General features: G+C 65.2%; 16 protein-coding genes. 9 read left to right on the forward strand and 7 right to left on the reverse strand.

Features of this window, described 5'->3' with window-relative positions:
- Positions 1–87: 87 nt before the first annotated feature.
- The 3 genes from HGR_RS06710 to HGR_RS06720 are packed head-to-tail and all read right to left on the reverse strand — an operon-like array spanning position 88 to position 3,577.
- Entirely contained in the window at positions 88–1,314 is a 1,227-nt protein-coding gene (locus HGR_RS06710) for an ABC transporter ATP-binding protein (RefSeq protein WP_006297412.1), read from the reverse strand.
- Positions 1,314–2,105, reverse strand: a complete 792-nt coding sequence (locus HGR_RS06715; protein ID WP_006297413.1) for an ABC transporter permease — start codon at positions 2,103–2,105, stop codon at positions 1,314–1,316. Before HGR_RS06715 ends, HGR_RS06710 begins: the two co-directional genes overlap by 1 nt.
- Positions 2,106–2,128: 23 nt before the next feature.
- The gene (locus tag HGR_RS06720) at positions 2,129–3,577 is read right to left on the reverse strand and encodes a mannose-1-phosphate guanylyltransferase/mannose-6-phosphate isomerase (protein WP_039852706.1); all 1,449 of its coding nucleotides are present in this window, start codon (positions 3,575–3,577) and stop codon (positions 2,129–2,131) included.
- Positions 3,578–3,787: 210 nt separating this feature from the next.
- Here HGR_RS06720 and galE point away from each other — a divergent pair, with 210 nt between their 5' ends.
- From galE to HGR_RS06745, 5 genes are all read left to right on the forward strand, one after another.
- Complete coding sequence (gene galE / locus HGR_RS06725; RefSeq protein ID WP_039852733.1) at positions 3,788–4,807, forward strand: UDP-glucose 4-epimerase GalE; 1,020 nt, start codon at positions 3,788–3,790, stop codon at positions 4,805–4,807.
- A 44-nt stretch (positions 4,808–4,851) separates the two neighbouring features.
- Positions 4,852–6,213 (forward strand): exopolysaccharide biosynthesis polyprenyl glycosylphosphotransferase, encoded by a 1,362-nt coding sequence (locus HGR_RS06730; RefSeq protein WP_006297416.1) that lies wholly within the window; start codon positions 4,852–4,854, stop codon positions 6,211–6,213.
- A gap of 67 nt (positions 6,214–6,280) precedes the next feature.
- On the forward strand, positions 6,281–7,141 hold the full coding sequence (argB, locus tag HGR_RS06735; RefSeq protein WP_006297417.1) for an acetylglutamate kinase: 861 nt from the start codon (positions 6,281–6,283) through the stop codon (positions 7,139–7,141).
- A gap of 95 nt (positions 7,142–7,236) precedes the next feature.
- Positions 7,237–7,920 (forward strand): nucleoid occlusion factor SlmA, encoded by a 684-nt coding sequence (gene slmA, locus HGR_RS06740; RefSeq protein ID WP_006297418.1) that lies wholly within the window; start codon positions 7,237–7,239, stop codon positions 7,918–7,920.
- 141 nt (positions 7,921–8,061) lie between these two features.
- The gene (locus HGR_RS06745) at positions 8,062–8,910 is read left to right on the forward strand and encodes a fumarylacetoacetate hydrolase family protein (protein ID WP_006297419.1); all 849 of its coding nucleotides are present in this window, start codon (positions 8,062–8,064) and stop codon (positions 8,908–8,910) included.
- A 35-nt stretch (positions 8,911–8,945) separates the two neighbouring features.
- Here the strand turns inward: HGR_RS06745 and bcsB (HGR_RS06750) are convergent, their stop codons facing one another.
- Genes bcsB (HGR_RS06750) through bcsE form a run of 4 tightly spaced genes read right to left on the reverse strand, consistent with a single transcriptional unit; the run spans position 8,946 to position 14,955 of the window.
- Entirely contained in the window at positions 8,946–11,294 is a 2,349-nt protein-coding gene (gene bcsB / locus HGR_RS06750; RefSeq protein ID WP_169312680.1) for a cellulose biosynthesis cyclic di-GMP-binding regulatory protein BcsB, read from the reverse strand.
- Positions 11,236–12,933, reverse strand: a complete 1,698-nt coding sequence (gene bcsG / locus HGR_RS06755) for a cellulose biosynthesis protein BcsG (RefSeq protein WP_006297421.1) — start codon at positions 12,931–12,933, stop codon at positions 11,236–11,238. Before bcsG ends, bcsB (HGR_RS06750) begins: the two co-directional genes overlap by 59 nt.
- On the reverse strand, positions 12,926–13,132 hold the full coding sequence (locus tag HGR_RS06760; RefSeq protein WP_006297422.1) for a hypothetical protein: 207 nt from the start codon (positions 13,130–13,132) through the stop codon (positions 12,926–12,928). The genes bcsG and HGR_RS06760 overlap by 8 nt, the downstream gene beginning before the upstream one ends.
- The gene (gene bcsE, locus HGR_RS06765; RefSeq protein WP_081463467.1) at positions 13,129–14,955 is read right to left on the reverse strand and encodes a cellulose biosynthesis protein BcsE; all 1,827 of its coding nucleotides are present in this window, start codon (positions 14,953–14,955) and stop codon (positions 13,129–13,131) included. Before bcsE ends, HGR_RS06760 begins: the two co-directional genes overlap by 4 nt.
- Positions 14,956–15,008: 53 nt before the next feature.
- On the opposite strand from bcsE, the gene bcsR reads away from it, so the two are divergent.
- From bcsR to bcsB (HGR_RS06780), 4 genes are all read left to right on the forward strand, one after another.
- A complete protein-coding gene (bcsR, locus tag HGR_RS17255) occupies positions 15,009–15,221 on the forward strand; it encodes a BcsR/BcsP family cellulose biosynthesis protein (protein ID WP_006297424.1) in 213 nt (70 codons plus the stop codon).
- The gene (gene bcsQ, locus HGR_RS06770) at positions 15,218–16,096 is read left to right on the forward strand and encodes a cellulose biosynthesis protein BcsQ (protein WP_138922425.1); all 879 of its coding nucleotides are present in this window, start codon (positions 15,218–15,220) and stop codon (positions 16,094–16,096) included. The genes bcsR and bcsQ overlap by 4 nt, the downstream gene beginning before the upstream one ends.
- Positions 16,093–18,774: a UDP-forming cellulose synthase catalytic subunit gene (bcsA, locus tag HGR_RS06775; protein ID WP_006297426.1), complete on the forward strand. Its 2,682-nt coding sequence runs from the start codon at positions 16,093–16,095 to the stop codon at positions 18,772–18,774. Before bcsQ ends, bcsA begins: the two co-directional genes overlap by 4 nt.
- Positions 18,775–18,920: 146 nt before the next feature.
- Positions 18,921–20,989, forward strand: a 2,069-nt coding sequence (gene bcsB, locus HGR_RS06780) for a cellulose biosynthesis cyclic di-GMP-binding regulatory protein BcsB (protein WP_006297427.1), incomplete at its 3' end; no start/stop codon positions are given.

Below are 20,989 nucleotides of genomic sequence, written 5' to 3' on the forward strand. Positions count from 1 at the left end.
GCCGAACTGTTTAACACTCAATTGCGTTGATCATGCAAATCGCTGTGTGCAGGGGATGCAATTTCAGGGGCAAGGGCATTCACTATTTCAGATCTGCGGAGTCACTTCTATTTTCGTATCCAGCCATGCACACCCTGCGAAATGCGACTTGTCGATGTTGACTACATTGAAAATCAGGGCCAGGTCCCGCCATTCATAATTGTTGACGAGATGAGTTTCCGTGCTGACTAGCGCGGTTTGTATCGAATAGGTTCCCGGGCCAAGGTTGGCCGGAAACTGGATGTCAAACAAATGCGTTTGCCCTGCGCGCACGTTGAGCAAAGGCTGCTTTGTCAGATCTGTATTGGTCCCGTAGATCGTTTGCCCCAGCCGGTCTTTGATGCTGTAGCCCAGAATCAGGCGGGGAATGTCCTGTTTGACCTGGACTGTAATACGCAGACGTACTGGCTGGCCCACGCCCACGAATTCGAGTGGCTGCCCTTCAATGTTGGTGATCTGGACTTGCGTGACCACGGCTTCACCGGTCCCGGAGGTGGTTTCCGCTTTGCCATCGCTCCGTTGAATCTGTTGCACACGTTGGCTCTGATGAGCTGCCAGCATCGCGTTGTAGTAATCCATCACTTCTTCTGGCTTGCTTTCCATCGCGATACCGCCTTTGTTGAGCAGGATGGCGCGGTCGCACACGCTCTGAATGGCCTGTTTGTCGTGACTCACCAGCAGGAGGGTCGTGCCTTGCTTGCGAAACTCGCGGATGCGGTCGAAGCTCTTGTGCTGAAAGAAGGCGTCACCAACTGAGAGGGCTTCGTCGACGATCAGGATGTCGGGCCGTATGGCGGTTGCTACGGCAAAGGCCAGCCGTACCTGCATGCCGCTGCTGTAAACGCGCACAGGCTGATCCATATAGTCGCCGACTTCGGCGAAGGCTTCGATATCCGGCATCAGGCGCTGGAGTCCTTCTGCGCCATAGCCCAGCAACTGCCCTGCCATGATGGCGTTTTGCCGCCCGGTGAAGTCCGGGTGGAAGCCCATGCCAAGTTCTAGTAGTGCGGCTACACGGCCCGTCATCCGCACGCTGCCAGTGGTGGGCTGGGTGGTGCCGGCGAGCATCTTGAGCAGCGTGCTTTTGCCTGCGCCGTTGATGCCGATGATGCCCACGGCTTCGCCAGGTTGGACGTTGAAGCTAACGTCTTGCAGCACCCAATGCAATTGGTGGCGTGGTTTGTCGCGCGGGTCCAGCCATTCGGCCGCGCGATGCCAGCGGCGCGTGTACTGTTTATATGCCTTGCCAAGGCGGGTCACGGTGATGTAGCCCATTACAGTTCGTCCGTCATTTCGCCCGCGCGCTTGCGATAGAGCTGCAAGCCAAGAACGCAAAAGAAAAAGGCCGCAAACGCGGGCCACCAGAGACTGGGCCAGTGAGGCCACTGGCCGGTGACCAGAATGCACTGGAAGGCGGCCATGACCGGTGTCAGCGGGTTGAGGTTCAGCCAGGGCTGGGCCCAGGCGGGCAGGATGCTGAGGGGGTAGACGATGGGGGTGAGCCAAAACCAGAAGGTCAGCATCAAGCCAAATAAATGGCCGACGTCGCGAAAGAAAACATTTAGCACGCCCAGTGTGACGCCCAGACCGATGGCGAAAACGACGAGCAAGGCCAGCAATGGAAAGAGTGCCAGGCTGGGCCAACCTGGGAAGTTACCTGTAAGTAGCAAAAAGAGGGCGAACAGGCCAAAGACAATTGCGAAATTGACGCTGGCGTTGAGGACGACAATGACGGGTAGGGCAAGGCGCGGGAAACTCACTTTCTTGAGCATGTTCGCGTGCTCAATAAAAGTGATAAGTCCACGACTTGCGATTTCGGTGAACAGACCCCAGGTGAGGAGGCCCGCACACAGATAGATGCTGTACCCGAAAGTGTTTTCTATCCCGGGTAGCTTGGCGCGCATGACATTAGCGAATATGACGGTATAAACCGTGATCATTGCCAGAGGATTGATGATGACCCAGCTCATCCCCAATACGGAATGCCGGTACTTGAGCTGAAACTCACGCTGGACGCTGCCGAGGATGAAGCCGCGATATCCCCATAGGATTCGAAATAATGTCATGAAAACGGAAAGAGGCGAACGAACTATTTCCCGGCAGGCAGTTCCGTGCGACCGTACTTATCCGCGAGGCGGACGATGTCGTCCTCCCCCAGATAGCTGCCGCACTGGACTTCAATCAATACCAACTCGTCGTCACCAATGTTGGTGAGGCGATGTTTCTCCTTGAGTGGGATGTATCGGTATTGGCCGGGCACGGTGAGGTGTTCCAAGTCGCCGATTTGCACGATGGCCGTTCCTTGCACCACCACCCAGTGTTCCGCGCGTTGGTGGTGGTATTGCAGGCTGAGCGACTGGCCGGAGCGAACCGTGATCCGTTTGACCTTGTAGCCCGTTTCTTCTTTGAGCGTGGCATAGGTACCCCATGGGCGATGCACGATGGCGGGAAGTTGCGTACAGCTTTGCTGGCGGGCTTTGAGTGCGTCCACCACAGACTTGACCTTCTGCGCTGCGTCTTTGTGAGTGACCAGCAGGGCATCGGGTGTGTCTACGATAACCAGATCGCGAATGCCGACTGTCGCGACGATTTTGGGGCCATGGCTTTCCACGTGCACATGGGTGCCGCTGGTGTCCACGCCTATGTATTCTGTGCCACGAGCGCAGTTCAAGGTGTTGCCACTAGGGTCCGGTGGAATGGCCTGTGCCACTGCAGGCCAGCTTCCGACATCACTCCAGCCGAATTTTGCAGGAACCAGGGTGACATTGCGTGCGCGCTCCATCACGGCGTAGTCGATGCTGATGTCGGGCAGTTGTGCGAAGGCCTGGGCATCGAAGCAACTGGCGTCGCCGTGGGTGCTGGCATGGCCCCAAGTGTGTTCTGCGGCCTGTAGCACCTCTGGGCTGTGTTCTCTCAGGGCTTGCAATATAGCGCCAGCACTGAAGCAAAACATGCCGCTGTTCCAGTAATAACGACCCGTTGCCAGGTATTCCTGCGCGGTTTGCTGGTCGGGCTTTTCGACAAAGCGCAGAGCCGCCTGAGTTTGTGGGCCGAGCTGTGCAACTTCGATGTAGCCGAAGCCAGTTTCCGGGTTGGTCGGGCGGATGCCAAAGACGACCAGTTCACCTTTTTGGGCATGGTGAACAGCTTCGAGCGCGCAGGCAACGAAAGCCTCGGTGTCCGGGATCAGGTGATCCGCCGGCAGCACCAGCATGATGGTTTCGGGGCCATGCATCGTTGCGCAGGCCAGCGCAGCCAGGGCTATAGCGGGTGCGGTATTGCGTCCTTGTGGTTCCAGCAGGTAGTGAGCAGCCGGCTGCGCGTCCATGTCGGCGATCAGGCTACGGGTCAGGAATAGATAATCCTGATTTGTCACTATCAAGGTGTCATTGGCGCCGCAATGCTGGCCACGTTCTAGCGCTTGTGTCAACAAAGGACTGCCACCTAGCGGCATGAATGGTTTGGGCAATGATTGGCGCGAAACAGGCCACAAGCGGGTACCCGCCCCGCCTGAAAGTACGACTGAAACGAGCTGCATGGGTTCTGTTCGGGTGACAGGCCGAAGGATGTCTCTAGGAATATTGCTGCAATGCCATAGCCGGGGGATTCTACCCGCAGCGAAAACGCCCCCAGGAGAGGGCTCCATGTGACGGATCCGGGACTACACTGCCGGATTCGTTGAGGACTCACTGGGGAGTGACGGCGCATTGGGCGACGGCGTTCCGGGATGCAGTGCAAGAGGTGGAATGTGAATATTCTTTTGACAGGGGGCAATGGCTATATTGGTAGCCACGCGGCCGTGGCATTGAGTCAGGCTGGCCACGAAGTGGTGCTTTTCGATAACCTTTGCAACAGTCGTGCAGATGTGCCCGGGCGGCTGGGCCGGATCTTCGGTCGTGCCCCATCCCTTGTGCGGGGTGACGTCCGCGACACTGATCTGCTTAGGAAAACGTTATGCCAGTATCGTGTTGATGCCGTGCTGCATTTTGCGGGACTGAAGGCGGTGGGTGAATCCGTGGGCATGCCGTTGGCCTACTACGACAACAATGTCTCGGGCGCGCTAAGTCTTTTGCGTGCCATGCAGCAGGGTGGCGTGCGCACTCTGGTTTTTAGTTCGAGTGCAACGGTATATGGTGAGCCTCGGTATTTGCCTATGGACGAGCAACATCCTACCGGCGCAACCAATCCGTACGGGCGTAGCAAGCTCCACGTTGAGGAAGTGTTGGCTGATTTGGCGGCATCGGATGCCGATTGGCGCATTGCTTGCTTGCGTTATTTCAACCCGGTTGGTGCTCATGAATCAAGCATGATTGGAGAGGATCCAAATGGTACGCCGAACAACTTGATGCCGTTCATTTCACAGGTGGCTGTGGGGCGCCGCTCTCAATTGAGAGTGTTTGGGGGTGACTATGACACCCACGATGGAACGGGAGTGCGTGATTTCATTCATGTCATGGACTTGGCGGAAGGGCATTTGGCTGCCTTGGAGTTCTTAGGCACTAACTCAGGGTGGCATGCATTCAATCTGGGTGCTGGACGTGGAAGTAGCGTACTCGAGTTGGTGCGCGCTTTCGAGCAGGCCAGTGGGCGCAAGATTCCTTACGTGATCGTGGATCGTCGGCCGGGGGATGTCGCATCGACCTACGCCAAGGTAGACAAGGCGCGGCAGATGTTGGGCTGGCAAGCTCGGCGTGGATTGGTTGATATGTGTTCTAGCGTCTGGCGTTGGCAGCAGAATGAAGTTGAACATAAAAAAGAGAGCATTTGATTTTGTCTTTTTTTCCTGTGATTACGCGCTCCCGGGGAGTTCAGATGGTTCGCTTGCTTGCATTGCTGGTTGGCGATGTGGGTGCTTTTTTATTGGCATGGGGGCTGGCGGTTGCGGGGGCCGTCTTGTTGGAGCGTGGGGTGTGGCACCAGCTTTGGCCCTTCAACAGCCCAGTCGGCAGTCTCTTTGTCCTGGGTGCGTTGGCTGCACTTGGCGTATTTGCCTTTTTGGGGCAGTACACAAAGCGCGCTGCTTTTTGGGATGAGGTGAGCATCGTCTGGCGCAGCTTGGCCATCGTGGCCTTGGGTAGCTTCGCGCTGAGTTTTTTCGCTCAAGTGGCCTATACACGGACGCAATTCCTGCTGGCATGGGTGCTCGCATTCCTGTTAATCCCGATGGCCCGGCTCGCTATGCGTGAGATGCTGCTGTTGAGCGGCCAGTGGCGCTTGCGTGCCCTTGTAGTTGGCCAGGGCATTAATGCGGATGAGGCACGCTTGGCCATCCTGCAGGAGCGGCATCTCGGTCTTGAGGTCGTAGCCACTGTGGGTGAAATGACATCAGATGTCGCTTTGCAAGCACAGGCACTTGAGTGCAGCACCGTCATCATCGCACCACAGAATTTTGAATCTCCTCGTCCGCGGGTCTTGGCGGAAGTACTAACGACAACGCACCGCTTCGATGTGCTGCTCGCGCCGCCGCTTTGGGGTTTGCCGGTGCACGGCATGCAGATTCAGTCTTTCGTGAGTAGTGATGCCGTTTTCCTCCGTTTACAGCAAAACCTGCTCAAGCGACGAGCCATCTGGACCAAGAGAGTGGCGGATGTCATCGGGGCGTCCTTGGCGCTGTTGCTGTTCTCGCCTTTGATGCTTTGGGCGGCGCTACGCATCTGGCTGGAAGATGGTCGGCCTATCTTCTATCGCCAAATGCGGATTGGTGAAGGTGGCCATGAGTTCGGCTTCTATAAGTTTCGCAGCATGGTTCGAGATGCTGACCAAGCGCTGGAGCTTTGGCGGACTGACCATCCAGAGCTATATGCGAAGTATCAAAAGAATTTCAAGCTGGCTGACGATCCGCGTTTGTTGCGATGTGGGAAATGGTTGCGGCGCATGAGTATTGATGAATTGCCGCAGTTGTGGAATGTGTTGCGCGGCGAGATGAGCATGGTGGGGCCGCGTCCCTTTCTGCATCGTGAGCTGGAACGCGTCACACCTGAGGCCATTGCATCCTACAAGAGCGTGAAGCCAGGGATTACCGGTTTGTGGCAGGTCAGCGGACGCAGCAACGCCGCTTTCGAGCAACGCCTCGCCCTGGACAATTGGTACGTCCGCAACTGGTCGCTGTGGCTCGATTTTGTCATTTTGATGAAAACCGTACGGGTGGTTCTTACTGGACGCGGCGCACTTTGAGAGATGCTTGTCTCACCGCAGAATGATCGCAGTACCATCCGCGTCGTCTGCCTCACTTGTTTCTGTCATGTCTTCATCCTCCGTCTTTTCGTCGCAGAACAAAGCCGCCATCCTGGCCCAGGCCCTGCCCTACATCCGCCAGTTCCATGGCAAGACCATGGTCATCAAGTACGGTGGCAACGCGATGACGGAGCCTGCGCTGCAGCGGGCCTTCGCGGAAGACGTGGTGTTGCTCAAGCTGGTGGGCATCAACCCCGTGGTGGTGCATGGCGGTGGGCCTCAGATCGAGACGGCGTTGAAGCGCCTGGGCAAGAAGGGTGAGTTCGTCCAGGGCATGCGCGTGACCGACGCCGAGACCATGGAGGTCGTGGAATGGGTGCTTGCCGGCGAGGTGCAGCAGGACATCGTGGGCCTGATCAACCAGGCGGGCGGCAAGGCCGTGGGCCTGACGGGGCGTGACGGCGGCATGATCCGCGCGAAAACCTTGAACCCCGAACTGGGCCAGGTCGGCGACATCACCGCCATCGATCCCTCGGTCGTCAAGGCCCTGCAAGACGATCAGTTCATCCCGGTGATCAGTCCCATCGGTTTTGGCGAAGCCAACGAGAGCTACAACATCAACGCCGACGTGGTGGCGGCCAGGTTGGCCATGGTGTTGCAGGCCGAGAAATTGCTGATGTTGTCCAACATTCCCGGCGTGCTGGACAAGCAGGGCCAATTGCTGACCGAACTGACCATGAAACGCATCGACGAGTTGACCGCCGACGGCACCATTTCGGGCGGCATGATCCCGAAGATCGCGGGCGCGGTGGACGCGGCCCGCAGCGGCGTGAATGCCGTGCACATCATCGACGGCCGGGTGCCCCATGCCATGCTGTTGGAAATCCTGACCGGTGATGCCTACGGCACCATGATCCGTTCGCATTGAGGGCCCGGGGGATGGAGATTCCTGTCCATCCTGAATTACCGCTGCCGAATGTTGGACAATGGCCCGTACCGCTCAACACTGATTCTCCGCACCGAATGTCCGACGCCGACCTTCCCTCCGCCGCCGAACCTCCCGCCACGGACGCCCCCGAGTTGGAGGCTGGTGCGGAGGCCGCCCCGGCCCGCAAACGCCCCAAGCCGGGCGAGCGGCGCATCCAAATCCTGCAGGCGTTGGCTTCCATGCTGGAACAACCCGGCGCCGAGCGCATCACCACCGCCGCCCTGGCAGCCCGGCTGGAAGTGAGCGAGGCCGCCCTTTACCGCCATTTCGCCAGCAAGGCACAGATGTTCGAGGGGCTGATCGAATTCATCGAGCAGTCCGTGTTCACCTTGGCCAACCAGATTGCCGAGCGCGAATCCCAGGCTACCGACCCCAGCGCGGGCCTGCGCCAGGCCGCGGCGGTCGTGACCATGCTGCTGCAGTTCGCCGAGAAGAACCCCGGCATGGTGCGGGTGATGGTGGGTGACGCCCTGGTCTACGAGAACGAGCGCCTGCAGCAGCGCATGAACCAGTTTTTCGACAAGATCGAAACCCTGCTCAAGCAAGGCCTGCGCTTTGGCGGGGCGGCAGACGCCTCCACGCCCTCGGCCGATGCCCAGGTGCAGGCTTCTGTGTTGACGGCCTTCGTGGTGGGGCGTCTGCAGCGTTTTGCCCGCTCAGGCTTTCGCCGTCCGCCCACGGAATTCCTGGACGACAGCCTGGCGCAAATGCTGCGCTGAGGCCGACGCGCGGCGGACACCTGCGCGCCGCCCTGTGCCCCTTCCAGGCGAGACTGCACCCCGTCGGGGCATGGGCTGAGGCCCTGGCACCCGTGGGGCATGACAAGGCCCGGAACGACCAACAACAAGTAGGAGACCGCCATGAAACTCGTTCGCTACGGCAAGCCCGGCCAGGAAAAGCCTGGCCTGATCGATGCCGAAGGCAAGCTGCGCTCGCTCGCCGGGGTGTTGCCTGACATCGGGCCCGCGCAACTGTCGGACGCAGCGCTGAACAAGCTGCAAAAACTGAAGGCCGACAAACTCCCGCTCGTTCGCGGCAAGGTCCGCTATGGCTCACCGGTCGCCGGGACGCCCAAGTTCATCGCCATCGGTTTGAACTACAGCGACCATGCCAAGGAAGCGGGCATGCCCATTCCGGCCGAACCCATCGTCTTCACCAAGGCCATCAGCTGTATCCAGGGGCCCGACGATGACGTGATGCTGCCCAAGGGCAGCCAGAAGGGTGACTGGGAGGTGGAACTGGGCGTGGTCATCGGCAAGACCGCGCGCCATGTCACGCAGAAGGCTGCGCTGGACCACGTTGCGGGCTACGTGCTGGCCAACGACGTGAGCGAACGCGCCTTCCAGTTGGAGCGCGGCGGTCAGTGGGACAAAGGCAAGGGTTGCGACACCTTCGGCCCCTTGGGGCCCTGGCTGGTGACGAAAGACGAGATCCCGAACCCGCAAAAGCTGGCCATGTGGCTGGACGTCAACGGCCAGCGCATGCAGACCGGCAACACCCGCACCATGATCTTCAGCGTGGCCAAGATCATCAGCCACCTCAGCGAATACATGACGCTCACCCCCGGTGACGTGGTCATCACCGGCACACCGCCCGGCGTGGGCATGGGCATGAAGCCACAGCGCTTCCTGCGGCCCGGCGACGTGATGACGCTGGGCATCGAGGGCCTGGGCACGCAGACCCAGCGCGTCGTCGCCTTCAAGCGCTGATTTCCCGCCGGTGGCCGCTTGCCGTCGGCGCTGGCTCAGGCCTCAGGTACGCCCAGACGCCGTTGTGCTGCGGCGTTCAGGCTGCGCCAGAGCGCGAAGGCGAGGACCAGCACGGCCAGCACCGCCATCAGGGCCAGCAACACGGGGTGTCGGGACAGCGGGTACCACACCGCCGTCCAGAAAGGCAGTTCACCCGTCGTGTAACCCTTCGGGGCCGGGATGCTGTCGGCAGCCGTGCCTTCACGGCCCGGCAGCAGCACGGCGCCACCGTGCAATGCGTAGACGGCCCCGTCCTGGTCCAGCAAGTCGAGCACCTGGGTCAGGGACTCGGGGGTGGTCGCGGTCACGGCCACCACGCTGCGTCGCGGTGTCAGGGGCGATTCAAAACCCAGCACGGCCGCCTGGAACTCGTGCCGTTCCGCCAGCAGCGGTTCCCAGGTCTTGTGCCAGCTTTGCAGCAGCGGCAGCCGCTGGGGCGTGCCGACCATCAACAGATCACGGTCCCGCAGCGGGCCGAGCTCGCCTTGCCGATGGCCGCGCATCACCTGCAGCCGTGTGGCGGGGTAGCCCGTGGTTTCGCCCATGCGCGCCAACAAGGCCAGCAGCACCTCGATTTCTCGCGGGGCGGGCGTTTCGGGCAGCAGGGCCACGGTCTGACCGAGGTCCGCGTGGATCGTGAAGGGAAAACCGGACGTGGCGAAGTAGCCCAGGTGGGGCATCTCGGCGTAGTGCGGGTGGCCTGAGAAATCGATGCGCGAATCCGCATCGATCAGGGCGCGCAGGCTGCCTGGCCGTGCCTCGCCACAGCCGAGATCGGCGGCGCCCCCAAAGTCAAAGACGTAGTCCAGCTGGTTGCGGCTGCCGAGCTTGAAGGCGGGAATCAGCAATTCCCGGCTGTCGCCCATCAGTCCCGCGTCCAGCAGCGGCAGCACCACGCGCGCGCTGGTACCGCCCCGGCCACTGGCGCTCAGCCGCATGGTCTGCACGGCTTCGCCGTTGATGCGCAGGGTCACCTGGGCTTCCCGGCCCTCCCGGGCCGAACTGCCGCCCTCCAGCCCTGGAGGGGTGTAGCGCAACTTCAGGTCCACCGGCACACCGCGGCTGCGCCAGGTGAAGAGGTCGGGCGGAAGGCGCAGACTCAAGGCCACCGGGGGCGGCGACTGGCCCTGCACCTGCAGTTGTGCCGGGTTGTCCACCAACTCGCCAAAGCGCATGGGCCGGTCCAGGCGGACCCAGTTCGGGGCGTCGTAAGCTTGCCTGGGGGGGGCATCCTGGGGGGTATGCACCCGGGCCTGCGCACCGGACAGCCCCCCCGATCCCAAGGCCAGCGCCTGGGCCGCCCGCGCCAGATCCGCGTCGTCCCGCCCGCCGATCAGCAGCAGCTTGGCCAGAGGCTCAGTGGGATGGTCCAGCACCCGCAGCTCCGGGCCGCTGAAGGGCGGCAACTGGGCGAGCGCGGCGGGGCGTTCACGGTTGGTGGCGAAGACCACGGCATGCCCGGTGGGCAGTTCGTCCACGTGAACGGGAAAGCGCGGTCGGTGCCATGGGGCCAGCATCCCGAACCAGGAGGCCGTGATGCCTGCCGCACGCAAGACCGTGTCGGACGGCGCGGCCGCGAAGACGAAAGGCAGGGACACAGGCCCAACGTCGGCGCGGTCCAGGAAGGGCTCGGGCAACAGGCCCAGATCGTTGGGCAGGCTGCGCCGCCGCACCGTCAGACGCACCGCGCTGTCCGCGGCGATGTCCGCCCAGGGTTCGTCCGGCGCGGGGGAGTGGGCCGAGCCCTGGTCCGGCCTGGGACTGCCGGGCGCGGGGCATGACGCCGTCGCATCTGCGTCGGCCACCAGCTCCAACCTCAGCTGGTTGTAACGCTGCAGCGCGGTCGGATCGAGAGCAATGTCCTGGGTCCGCAGCGCGGCGGTCTGTCCACTGCCCTTGTGCTTGTTGCTGGGGCCTGCCCCGTCACGCGGCATCGGCACGGTGGCCACGACCTCGCCGTTGAGCAGCACACGCAGGTGCGTCAGCGAGGGGGACAGGCCGGGCGCGAAGGCGTAACTCAGGCGGGCGCTGGCCTGGGTCACGGTCTCGTCCGCCCGCAGGCTGAAGTCCAGGGGCGGTGCCGCGAAGCCGGGGCGCAGCCTGAGCGCTGGCGACGCGGACGACCCAGAGCCCGGATGCGCGGAAGCGACAGCATGGGGCCAGCGGATCACGCGGGTCTGCGCCGATGCCGGTGGCTGGCCTGACCGTTCAGCGGGCACCGGAGTAGCTTGGCCCGTCAGCGCCAGGGTGGCGAGCAGCATCGTCAGCAAGCGCTTCAGCCGCTGCTCAGGGCGCATAGTCTTGCCAGGCTTGACCCGCGCGCTGGATGAGGTAGTGCGTGGCATGGCCGGCGGTTTCCGCGCCTGTGCTGTCCCCGCCATGGCCATCGGGCAAGGCCATGACGACCGTGCCCTCGTGGTCCGCCACGTAGCGGGTGGAGGGCAGTTGGGCGGTGTAGTCGGACATGCGGAAGCGGGCCGGAGTGTCGGATGCCGTCCCCGCCTCGAAGGGCGGGCGGGTCATCACATGCGCCAGCAACTGTGAAAGAGCGAGGTAGCTGCTGGGTGCGTCGATGCGCGCGCCATCGCCGTCACGCTGGGCCCCAATGATTTTCACGCCCACCGGGACGGTGGTGATGCTGGGCGTGGGAATCTCACGCAGCCCGGCGATCTGGAACTTGTCGCCGCGCAGTGCCGCGCCGTGTTCAGGCACCAGCACGACCACGGCGCGGCGGCCGCTTTGTTCGAGCAGGCTCAGGAAGGCGTTGATGTCGTCGAACAGCTTGCCCGCTCGCACTCGGTAGCTCGACACCGCATCGAGCTTGCCGCCGGAAACCAGCTTGTTGCCATCGTGCAGGCTGATGGTGTTGTAGTAGAGCGCCGAGCGGTCCTGGGCGGTCTGGCCCGGGTCCTGCTGCCGACGCGCGTCCAGCCAGCGTGTCAGGACCGCCAGGTCGTCGTGGATGGGGGAGTTGTCGAAGCCTCGCTGAGGGATGGGCACGCCGGCCAGAGACAGGGGCTGCGCGTTCAGGCCCTGGCGGCGCAACACGGGCAGGAAGTCGTCAAAGTGACCGTCATGGTTCATCGCCAGCTCAGGCGTGTAGCCGGCGCGCTTGAGGTTGGGGAACAGATAACACTGGTCGCTGGCTGGGTCGTACAAACCGTGATGCGAGGTTTGTCCGCACAGGGCGCGCTGAATGCGGATGGCCGAGGGACCGCTGTACGAGGCCGCGGAATTGAATTGCGTGAACAGCGCGTCGAAGCGTGACCACAAGGGGTGTTGGTCGAGTCCGGCGAGGCGCAGGTCGTCCCACGACAGCGAGCAGACATGCAGGAAGACGATGTCGAACGGCGCTTGCGCCGCAGTCGACGCCGCGTCGGGCAGGCGCACCGCGCGTTGCGCCTCGGCCGCGTAGAACTCGCGCAGCAGGGCGTCCGGGTCGAGCGGGCCCCGTGCTGGCTCCGCGCTCTGCGCGGCCATGGCCGGCGGAGGGCTGCCGGGCATCAGTGCCTGGACATGGGGCGCGAGCGCCAGCCCGATCAATCCCGCCATCACCAGCACGCCCGTGCGCAGGTAGGGCGCCACGACACGGTGCGCGGCCCAGGCCAACACCAGCAGCGCGATCACCTGCCCATTCACGAAGCGTCCGGCCAGTTCCAGCAGGTACTCGGCGCTGAAGTCGCTCAGCAGCGTGGCTTGTGACCACAGGCGTGAGAACGGTGGCAGCCAGGAGTCGTGGTAGAGCAGGGCGGCCGCCACCGGCAGCGCGAGCCCGTTGCGCACGCGCCGCCAGGCGGGCTGCACAGGCACCAGCAGGGCGGCGGCGAAAGCCAGGTTCTCCAGCGCATGCCAGCCGATCAGCTCGCGCGCGTAGAGCACGAACTTGGCAATGAAATAAAAGCTCCAGCCGCCCAGGTGGATGGGCGCCGCGGGGGTCAGGGCGTTCGAAGCGCGGGGCCCGGAGGACGAACCGGGCTCAGCCATGGCGGCGCGAGGCTGGGTTGGCGGCGCGGGACCGGGGCTGGGGCTGGGCGGGCGCCGGGTCCGGGGTCCAGGCGCGCAAGTGCTGTGGGCGGTAGCGCAGGCGTCGCAGCAGCGCCTTCAAGGCGGCCATCCGCCCGGGCAACTGGTAACCGATCAGGACCCCCAAGGCGAGGAGCAGCAGGGCAACGGTGAAAGTCATGAATGGGTCGAGAGCATGGGGCTGAGATCGGAAGCTGCGAGGCCTTCGGCGTTGTCGCTGGATGAAGTTGCCAACGCCACGGCCGCGCGCGGCTCACGCAGCGTCAGCGGCGCCGGCACCGCGGGCGGTGGTGCGACATACGCTGCCGAGAGTGAGGCGCTGGTGTTGCGTGCGCGGCTGGCGGCGGGGGTCGGCTGGGCAGCGGATTCTTGTGGCGCCGAGCTCACCGTCGACGGACTGGATGCCGCCAGCCCGGGGGCTGAGGCGAGCCGCGCCAGCTCGCCCGTGAGCTCGGGGAACCGCCCGCTCGCGCCGCGGCTGTCGTAGTCACGCAGCGCGTCCTCGATGGCGCGCGGCGAGAGCAGGCGGTCATCGCCCGTGAAGAGTTCTCCAACGGGCAGGGTGAACAGGCGCTTGAGCGTGGCGTCCACGTCGTTCTCGCGGCAGGCGTAGAGGAAGAGGTAGACGCTCGCCGCGTCCGCGCCGCACAGGTCCCCCGCGCGCTTGATCGTGCAGTACCGCAGCGCGTCCAAGGGCTGCAGGCCGTAGGCCAGGGGCAGGCGCACCAGCGCCACCTGCACGCCCAGCACCTGACTCTGGGCCAGCGCGGCCCGCACCGTGCGCGTGAACTCGGCGGGGGGCTGGTAACCGCGTTCCTGCTCTGGCATGCTGGTCTTGAGCGCCTGCTCGTAGCTGGACGGCAGACTGTGCGGGAAGACCTGGCCCTGCACCATGGTGCTCAGGCTCAGAAAGCGCGCGGTGCTGAGTTCGGCCGGGACCACCAGGTTGGCGCCCAGCCGAACGGCCAGAGTCTCCTGGTTGTAGCGCAGTCGGGTGCCGACCTCGCGCACCAGGATCTTCACCCGGGGGCCGCCGCGCTTGCGCAGGCCGTAGATGCAGCGCGCCAAGGGATCGAAGTCGGTCTCGGGCGTGAAGGCCAGCACGAAGGTGGCGGCCACCGCGTCTTCGCCCAGTGCCTGCACCAGGGCGAGGTCGTCGTCGGTGATGCGCCAGCCCGAGGGGGCTTTCTCCTGCGGTGCGAAGACCGAGCCCATGGCGATGAACTGGGCTTCGTCCGCCGCCGGGGGCGGGGTCGTCAGGGCGTTGGAAGCTTGCGTGCCTCGCGGGGGCTCGCAGACTTCCAGGGCGCCTCGGCTTCCTTGGCGCACCGCCACGCTGCGGCTCGCCAGCAGGCCTTCCCGGTGGAACCAGTGAAAAATGCCCAGGGTCGTCGCGCCGTAGCGGCTTTTGAGTTCAGCCAGGCCCGCGACGACATGGACCATGGGCCTGAGGGCCGACAAGGCCCGAGCGTGCTCACGGAACAGCAGAACCACGGCGCGGTCCTCTTGCTCGGCGCAGGTGCGCCAAAAGCGCAGCGTGGCTTCGTCGAGCGCTGGGAACAGGGTGTCCATGCCGTTGATCACCAGCAGCTGGGCCCGTCGGCCCGTCTTGCGTTCCAGATACGTCAAATCCTGTACCAGGCCGTGTGCGTGGGCGAGGTTCGCGGCAGGGGTGGGCGGGGTGGCCGACCGCGCTGGTGGCACGGTTTCAAATACAGCAAGGCTCTTGCGGCGTAGGGCCTCATGTGCTTTTGTTTGCAGGCCAGATTGCGCGAGGTGTTCGGCCATGCCCGGCGCCGAAATCAAGGTGGCGGCTGCCCCTTTTTCAGAGGCGTCGAGCAGCGTTTGCCACAGCAACGCGGCGGATGGCGCATCGTCCTCGCCCACGATGGCATACACCTTGCCCGTCTCCATGTGGAGTGCCGGTGCCAGATTCTGGATACTCAAACCGTAGACGGAATGAGGACTAATTGTTACAGCCATCGATTCATTTGTAACATAATCTGGTATTCCCTAGGTAGATTGCTCCATTTCCCATGGCGGTTCCGACTCGAAATTCCGAAACCCGCGCTGCGTCCGGTCTACCGGGCAGCGACGTCACGGCCCTGTTCGCCCACGTCGGCGCGGCATCGCGATCAGCGGACTACCAAGAGCTGGTGCGTGACGAAGCCGCCCAGGCCGCGGCGGGCCGCTGGCCCTTGCTGGCGGAGATCGTCGGTCAGTCGTGCGGACGGTCGCGCGCGCCTTGAGCCAGGAATCAGGCCAACACGTGCGCTTGGTCGCGGTCATGGGCGCCACGGGCGGTGCGGGCGCCACCACGGTGGCGGCCCATTTGGCCTGCGCGCTGGCCTTGCAGAAGCGCCCCGTCCTGGCCATCGATCTGTCCCCAGCCAATGCCCTGCGCCTGTTCTATGGCATGGAGTGGGCCGAGGAGCAGGGCTGGGCCCGGCAATTGCTGGCGGAGCAGGCCTGGCACGACGCCGCCTGGCGTGACAGCCAGGGCCGCGCGTTCGTGCCCTTTGGCGCGCTGCGTGACGATGCCGCAACGGAGCGCCTGGCGCAGACGCTGCGCGCGCACCCCCGCTGGCTGCGCGACCGCTTGGAGGAGACCGAGTTGGACCCGGGCACCATCGTGGTCTGCGACTGCCCCATCGCAGCCGCGGCGCTGCGCGACCAGGCCCTGACGGCGGCCGACCTGGCGCTGCTGGTCTGCGCGCCGGACACGCTGTCCTACGCCCAAGCCACGCGCAGGATCGAGCGCGGGTGGGAAGGGGCGGTGGGCATGCCGGGCGCGCCCGACACAGGGCGCCCGCCCGAGACCGCCATCGTGCTCAACGGCCATGACCCCGCGCGCCTCTTGGACCGTGACATCGCCCTGTTGCTGCGGACCGGCTACAAGTCGGTCTTCGCCCCGACCCTCGTGCACCGCGATGAATCGCTGCGCGAGGCCCTGGCCTGCAAGCAGACGGTGTTCGATGTCGCGCCAGCCAGCCAGGCCGCGCACGATTGCGCCGCCCTGGCCACCTGGACACTCGCCCGGCTGGGCCAGATCGAGGCCCGTGCGGCCGGTCGGCCGCTGCCCGCTGCCCCCGCGAATTGGCCGGACCTGGGGCGCCCCGAGTGAGCGCGGGCCGCACCCATGCCGGGGGTTTCTGGGGGCGCTTGTGGCGCGCGGGAGGCGTCGCGCCGGACTTGCCCTGGCGCGACCGCCTGCTGTCCCTGGTTTTTCGCGCGCCACCTTGGACCACCTGGTCGGGCTGGTGTTCTTGGTGCGCGATGGCCTTTCCGCATGTGAACCTGCGCCGGCCGCGCTGGGGGGATGTGCTGCGCGTGCCCCTGCAGCTGCTGTGGCTGGCCCTGGTGCGCGCCATGCCGCGGACCGGGTCACCCGGCCGTTCAAGGGCGTGGGGGCAGGCTTGGCGCGCGCTGCCGTCACGGGTCGCGAGCGCCGCGCTTGGGTGGGTGCCACGACGCATGCGCAGGGGGTGGGAGACCTGGAGTCACCGGGTCCGGCCGCGCTCGGCGGATTGGCAGCGTTTGCAAACGCGGTCTGAAGCGCTCGCTGGACATGGGCTGTGGGACCGGCCCTTGCTGCGCTACGCCGCCTATGGCTTGGCCGCCTTGCTGGCTTTCCTGTGCGTGACCACCCCCTTCAACACCGTGGCCCAACTGGTGTTCATCACCTTGTTGTGGGCGATTGCCATGCTGGTGCGGCGCGTGCCGGGCTCGGTGGCGACCTTGTTGCTGATCGTCCTGTCCCTCACCGCTTCCACGCGCTACCTCTGGTGGCGCGTGACCGAGACGCTGAACTGGCAGGAAAGCCTGGACCTGATCTGGGGCCTGCTGCTCCTGGCCGCCGAGGTCTACACCTGGATCATCTTGCTGCTGGGTTACGTGCAGTCGGCCTGGCCCCTGAAGCGCAAGCCCGCGCCCCTGCCCGAGGACACGCGCGACTGGCCGACGGTGGACGTGTTCATTCCGACCTACAACGAGCCCTTGAACGTGGTCATGCCCACGGTCCATGCGGCCCTGGGCCTGGACTGGCCGCGCGACAAGATCAAGGTTTGGCTGCTCGACGATGGGCGGCGCGAGGCTTTCCGCCAGTTCGCCGAACAGTCGGGCGTGGGCTACATCGTCCGCCCCGACAACAAGCACGCCAAGGCCGGCAACCTCAACCACGCGCTGACGCGCACCGAGGGTGAATACATCGCCGTCTTCGACTGCGACCACATTCCGGTGCGCTCCTTCTTGCAGGCCACCATGGGCTGGTTCCTGCGTGACCCCAAGCTGGCCCTGGTGCAGACGCCGCACCACTTCTTCTCGCCCGACCCCTTCGAGCGCAACCTGGGTCTGTTTCGCACCATGCCCAACGAGGGCGAGCTGTTCTATGGCGTGATCCAGGACGGCAACGACCTCTGGAACGCCGCCTTCTTCTGCGGTTCCTGCGCGGTGCTCAAGCGCGCGCCGTTGCAGGAGGTGGGCGGCATCGCGGTCGAGACGGTGACCGAAGACGCCCACACTGCGCTCAAGCTGCAGCGGCTGGGCTACAACACGGCCTACATCAACGTGCCGCAGGCGGCGGGACTGGCCACCGAGAGCCTGTCCGCCCACATCGGCCAGCGCATCCGCTGGGCGCGCGGCATGGCGCAGATCTTCCGCATCGACAACCCCTTCCTGGGCAAGGGCCTGAACTGGATGCAGCGCATCTGCTACGGCAACGCGATGCTGCACTTCCTCAACGGCGGCCCGCGCCTGATCTTCCTGACCGCGCCGCTGGCCTTCCTGCTGTTCCACGCCTACGTGATCTACACGCCGGCCATCGCCGTGCTGCTCTACGTGCTGCCGCACATGGTGCACGCCAACATCACCAACTCGCGCATCCAGGGCGCGCACCGCCATTCCTTTTGGGCCGAGGTCTACGAGACGGTGCTGGCCTGGTACATCTGGCGCCCGACCCTGGCCGCGCTGATCGACCCGCGCCAGGGCCAATTCAATGTCACCGGCAAGGGCGGCCTGGTCGAGCGCAACTACTTCGACTGGCGCATCTCGCTGCCTTACCTCGTCATCATCGGACTCAACCTGCTGGGCCTGGGCTTTGGCATCTGGCGGGTGTTCTGGGGGCCGGTGGACGAGATTCCGACCACGCTGCTCAACCTGTTCTGGGTGGGCTACAACGTGCTGTTGCTGGGCGCGGCTGTTTCGGTGGCCTCCGAAACCCGGCAGGTGCGCCGCACTCACCGCGTCGACATGCGACTGCCCGCCGCGCTGCGCCGGCCCGATGGCCAGCTGCTGCGCTGCGAGACCGAGGACTTTTCTGAAGGCGGCCTGTCGCTCACCGTGCCGGCCAAGCAGGGCTTGCCAGCCAACGCGTCGGTGCAGGTGTCGCTGTGGCGGGGCGCGGAGGAATTCGTTTTTCCCGCTCAAGTGGTGGGCAGCTCGGCGACGCGCCTGCGTCTGCGCTGGGCCCTGGAGGGCGTGGAGCAGCGCATGGCCCTGGTGCAGTGCACCTTTGGGCGCGCCGATGCCTGGCTGACTTGGTCGCAAGGGCGGCGGCGCGACCGGCCCCTGGCGGGTCTGCGCCAGGTGCTGCGCACCGGCGTGGACGGCTACCAGCGCATCGCCGAACACGCCTTGCCCTTCGCCGCCCCCTTCACGCAAGCCAGCCGGCGCTGGGGCGCGAGGATCGCCAGCCTGTTGCCGCGCACGCCCGTCTCCGGCAGGCTCCCCAGCTCGTCGCCTGCTCAGTCCGTACCGCAGTCCGTACCGCAGGCCGGTCCTCGCCGACCCACTGAATTCGCATGAACCGACAGACCCTTGTTTTTTCGCCATCCCGAGGGGGCGCCGCCGCGCTGACCCTGGTCACCGCCCTGTCTTCGCTGCTTGGGGGCCCGGCTTGGTCGAGGGCGGCCCCGGCGTCGGCGTCCGCGGCCCCAGTCAACGCGGCCACGATGCCCACGGTCTCCAACACGACCGCGTCACCGCTGCCGACGCGGGTGCGCCGTCTGAACCTGGGGCAGCTCGGCAACCAGACCGCGTTCCGCCTGCGCACGACCGAGGGCCGGGCCGACATCAACTTCGGTCTGCGCGCCGACGAACTGGTCACCCAGGCCGTGCTGCGGTTGCGCTACGCGTACTCGCCCGCCTTGATCCCCGGGCAGTCGCACATCAAGGTGCTGCTCAACGACGAGGTCATGACCACGCTGCCCCTCACGGCCAACAACGCGGGCCAGCCGGTGACGCAAGAGGTGACGATCGACCCGCGTTTCATCGTCGACTTCAACCGCCTGACGCTGCAGTTCGTCGGCCACTACGCGCAGAACTGCGAACTCTCCGGGCACAGCAGTCTGTGGGCTGATGTCAGCGGCGCCAGCGAGCTGGAGCTGACCGTGCGCCCGATCGAGTTGCGCAACGACCTGGCGCGCCTGCCCGAACCTTTTTTCGACCCGCGCGACTTGGGGCGCTTGAACCTGCCCTTCGTGTTCGCCGCGCAGCCTTCGCCCGCCACCTTGCGCGCCGCGGGCATCACCGCATCGTGGTTCGGCCAGCTGGCGGCCTGGCGCGGCGCGCGTTTCACGGCCCACCTGGACGGCGTGGATGGCGCCTTGCCAGCAGGCCACGCCCTGGTCTTCGCGACCAACAGCGAGCGGCCGGCCTGGCTGGCCCAGACGCCCCCCTTCACCGGCCCCGGCCTGAGCATGCTGAGCAACCCGGGCGACGGTGGGTCGCGCCTGCTGCTGGTCAGCGGCCGCGACGGCGAAGACTTGCGCGTCGCCGCCGACGCCCTGGTGCGCGGCGCGATCGCGCTCTCGGGCTCGCAAGTGGCGGTGCAGCCCGGCCCGGCAGCCCCTGCGCGCGCGCCCTACGACGCGCCCAATTGGGTGCGCATGGATCGCCCCACGACTTTCGGTGAACTGGTTCAGACGCCCGAGCAGCTGCAGGCGGCCGGCCGCCAGACCGACAGCATCCGCGTGGACCTGCGCATTCCGCCCGACCTCTACGCCTGGAAGAGCCAGGGCGTGCCGGTGGACCTGAAGTTCCGCTACACGCCGCCCGTGCGCGCGGGCGAATCGCGCATGACCATGAGCCTCAACCAGTCCCTGGTGCAGGCCTTCAACTTGCGCGCGTCCGAGCCGGGCCGCGGCGAGGAGCGGTCCTGGTCCTTGCCTTTGATGGACAAGGGCCTGGCCGTCGAACGCCAGCGCGTGGTGCTGTCGCCCTTCCAGCTCGCGCCGCGCAGCCAGTTGCAGTACGCCTATTCCTTCGCCACGCACCGTGGCGCCGATTGCGAGAACCCCGCCGTGGACAACGCACGCGGCGCGGTCGATCCGGACTCCACCATCGATTTCTCCGGCTACCCGCATTACGTCGAGCTGCCGCAGCTCAGCCACTTCGCGTCCCTGGGCTTTCCCTTCACCCGGTACGCGGACTTGTCGCAGACGGCGGTGGTCGTGCCCGAGCAGCCGGGCCGTGACGACATCGAGACCCTGCTCACGCTGCTGGGCCGCATGGGCGAATCCACCGGCACCCCGGCCACCCAGGTCGCCGTGGTGGGGCCGCGGCAGGTGGACACGGTGCGCGACCGCGACCTGCTGCTGATCGGCACCGCGCCCGCGCAGCCCCTGTTGCAGGACTGGAAGGAGCACCTGCCCGCCGTGGTGGCGGGCACCCAGCGCAGCGTCAGTCAGCCCGCGCGCCCCGGCACCGCCTTGTACGGTGGTTTCGGCTTGCCACGCGAGACCCGCTCCGTGACGCAGGAGCGCATCGAAGCCACGGGCCCTTTGGCTGCGCTGCTGGGGTTTGAATCTCCCTTGGCCTCGGGCCGCAGCGTGGTGGTCGTGACGGCGGGAGAATCTCGCGATCTGCCCAAGGTGCTGGACGCGCTGGACACCCAGGCCAGCGCCATGCACGGCAGTGTGGTCTTCGTGCGCAGCCTGAGGGACCCGTTCAGTGGACGTGACACCGTGAAGGGGGAAAGCATCGCGGTCGGACCGACCTACACCAACGGCGTGTTGCCGTT

The sequence above is a fragment of the Hylemonella gracilis ATCC 19624 genome (assembly GCF_000211835.1).
GTDB classification, from domain to species: domain Bacteria; phylum Pseudomonadota; class Gammaproteobacteria; order Burkholderiales; family Burkholderiaceae_C; genus Hylemonella; species Hylemonella gracilis.